Origin of the sequence: Loktanella sp. DJP18 (genome assembly GCF_049310965.1) — a bacterium.
Taxonomy (GTDB): Bacteria; Pseudomonadota; Alphaproteobacteria; order Rhodobacterales; family Rhodobacteraceae; genus Loktanella.
In genome coordinates this window covers 1-2688 of the sequence record NZ_JBMERN010000249.1, presented here as the reverse complement: position 1 = coordinate 2688, position 2688 = coordinate 1, and the positions used below count along the sequence as shown (strand labels likewise).

Annotated in this window: 2 protein-coding genes; both read right to left on the bottom strand. The window is 54.0% G+C overall.

The features are described from left to right. Positions 1-532: 532 nt before the first annotated feature. Positions 533-1111, bottom strand: coding sequence for a ubiquinol-cytochrome c reductase iron-sulfur subunit (petA, locus tag ACOI1H_RS24675; protein WP_422440890.1), 579 nt, complete (start codon positions 1109-1111; stop codon positions 533-535). A gap of 146 nt (positions 1112-1257) precedes the next feature. Next, positions 1258-1986: a hypothetical protein gene (locus ACOI1H_RS24670; RefSeq protein WP_422440889.1), complete on the bottom strand. Its 729-nt coding sequence runs from the start codon at positions 1984-1986 to the stop codon at positions 1258-1260. Positions 1987-2688: the final 702 nt, after the last annotated feature.

Sequence of the window (2688 nt, the reverse complement as noted above, 5' to 3'; positions counted from 1 at the left end):
TGGGTCACTTCTGGGTGGAAATTAACACTTTACGGGCCTGAGAGTTCGGGATCGCCTACTTTGGGAGGTCCAGTCGTCACTGCGGCTGGGGTGGTTTCTAACGGTGCCTCAAGGAATGCCCGCGTCAGGGCGCTCGACGCCAGCACTGGGTTGGAGATCTGGTTCAAGCGCCATCTGTTGCCATTCCCGCCGTCTACACCCACGAGGGGCAAGATTCTGCTGTCTTCGTAGCGGGTGGCAATCCAAACCTGAAGCCTCAGGTGGGCAATCAGGTCGTTGCATACACCATCGCAGATTGATCTCCCAGGTCAGGATGCTGCGAGAGTGCGGGAGCACTTCGCAATAATGATGCCCGGTTTGGTGACTTTCTGATATCTGGTGAGAAGTCGTGTGACGATCCATTGTTTCCCTGGTGCGATGGTCCTGAACGTGACCTTACAGTACCCGATGTTGCGGGTTCATCGGTCCGCTATAGACACCGTGAATAAATTGCCGTCTGAAACCCTCGGATACCGAGTGTTATCAAGGGACTTCACCCTAACTGAATCGTGGTCGGGTCTACAAAACTCGCCACAGGGATGAGCATATTGAGCGGAGCCGGTCCCCGCCGGATGCGGCCGGCCGTATCGTAATGGGACCCATGGCAGGGGCAGAACCAGCCGCCGAAGTCACCCTGCTCACCGAGGGGTACACAGCCGAGATGTGTGCAAACTCCTAGCATGACGAGCCACGTACCATCTGGCATATCGCTGCCTTCAAATGGCAATGCCCGGTTCTCATCAAAAGCGGGATTTTCTTCTGCTGAGTTTGCGTTCCGGGCAATTGGATCGATCAGATCGGCAATATCGACCATGCGCGCATCGGCAATCTCTTCTTCCGTCCGTGCACGAATAAATATCGGCTTACCCTGCCAAAGTACGGTCAACTGAGTGCCGACCTGTACGCCAGACACGTCCACCCGGATCGAACTCAGCGCCTGAACATCCGCAGTCGGATTCATCTGGTTGATCAGCGGCCATACGGCAGCTCCCGTGACAACGGTCGCGGCTCCAGCCGTCGCGTAGTATAGAAAGTCGCGACGGGTGCCCTGATGGGTTTCATCGTGTGCCAAGCGGGTCTCCTTCAGTAAAGCATTCGTTTTTTACAGCTTCAGCGGATGGGTGCAAAGAATCCGGCTCCATTCATTTTTCGACATGTGTTTTGGATGTCAAAAAGAGTGCCGGTTCCGGACCTTTAGAGGGGTCATCCAGCTGTTTACTATTCGGTTGTAAAAGCATTGCCATCCGTACCTTCAGGACCAGACGGCTTTGGGTAAAACGGCGCTGCGCCACCATCTGGATCGGGCCCGCTTTTCATACCGGCATCAGGATCCACGACCAGATCGATCTCCATATCTGTATCGCTGCGCACGGGGTCGTCAGGATCCGGAGGCACAACCGTCTCGTCAATTAATGCCGCCTCAGGCGCGACTGCGGCCGTCGGAACCGTCACCTGATCTGTATCTTCAGGTGTCACTGCATTCCCTGAACTTTCAACGAATGCCGCAGAAGGCGGTGGTGCTTCCTGACCCACCACATCACCGTCCGTTGCTTCTTCAATTGCAGCCTCGGCGTCGAGGGGTTCCTGAACCTCCGCAGATGGAGCTTCGATTGGTGTCTGATCCAGATCTGTCCTAGCCGGTGCGATCTCGTTTATCTCAGTCAACTCACCGTCAGCCGGTACACCTACGCTGTCAGCCACGACGACGTCATCGTGGATTGCATCACGATCAGTCACTGTAGCTGTATCCGCGTCCAACCCGACCGTTCCGTCTGCTTCCGCTACGGGAGCGGACAATTCCTCGACCACAGTCCCTTCGTCCATAACGACATCCTCGGCCGGCTCTGCTGGCATAATAGCATAAGCAATAATTGCCGCCGCAGCGGCACCAGCACCAATTACGAGACCCATCTTAATAGAAGCAAGCCCGCCTTTTTTCTCTTCCATTACGTTACTCCTTAATATCATTCACGCCGACAAGACCTTTCGCTCTAGGTCCTACCTTAAATTTGCTATGTCTGATCCATGCTCGCCGGTGAATAAAGCTGTGACGACTTAACTAGATCAATAGCCGTCGCCTCGCGGCAAAGGATGACCAAATATGATAGCCGGTGCTTCGCTTGCTATCAGCATCTGGCGTTTCACCTGAACGGCTTGGCATCGTTCGATGGATTAACCGAACAAGACCGCGAAAGTTCCAAGTATGGTGTCGCGATATATATTTTGACCGGGTCTTCAAAAATATTGCGTCGCTTATGTCGGTGGAAGCGCTTTCTGAAACTGTTGGAGCTGTTGTTCCATCTCATTCAGACCAAATTCTTCGGATCATGAGTAAGCGCTTTGATGTCCCGATACTCTATCGTCTTTGGCCTTGTTCCCCCGGACTGCGCCATAACCATATTCAATTTTTCGAACGGCGAAGGCGCGGAAGGAAAACAGTAGCAATCCGGATACTAAAAGTACATCCATGCTGCTTTTCCGACGCTTGTTTATAGGTCGCGTCATATCCTATACACTGCTACATCAAAAACACCCGTTTATTGGCCATGGCAAAGGTTCAATGCGGCGACGCAGTGGCGGCGCGGTGTGACCGCTTGGGTCGAACGCCCCGACGCAAGGTGCCGGGGCGTTACGCTTGCGTTGGATGAG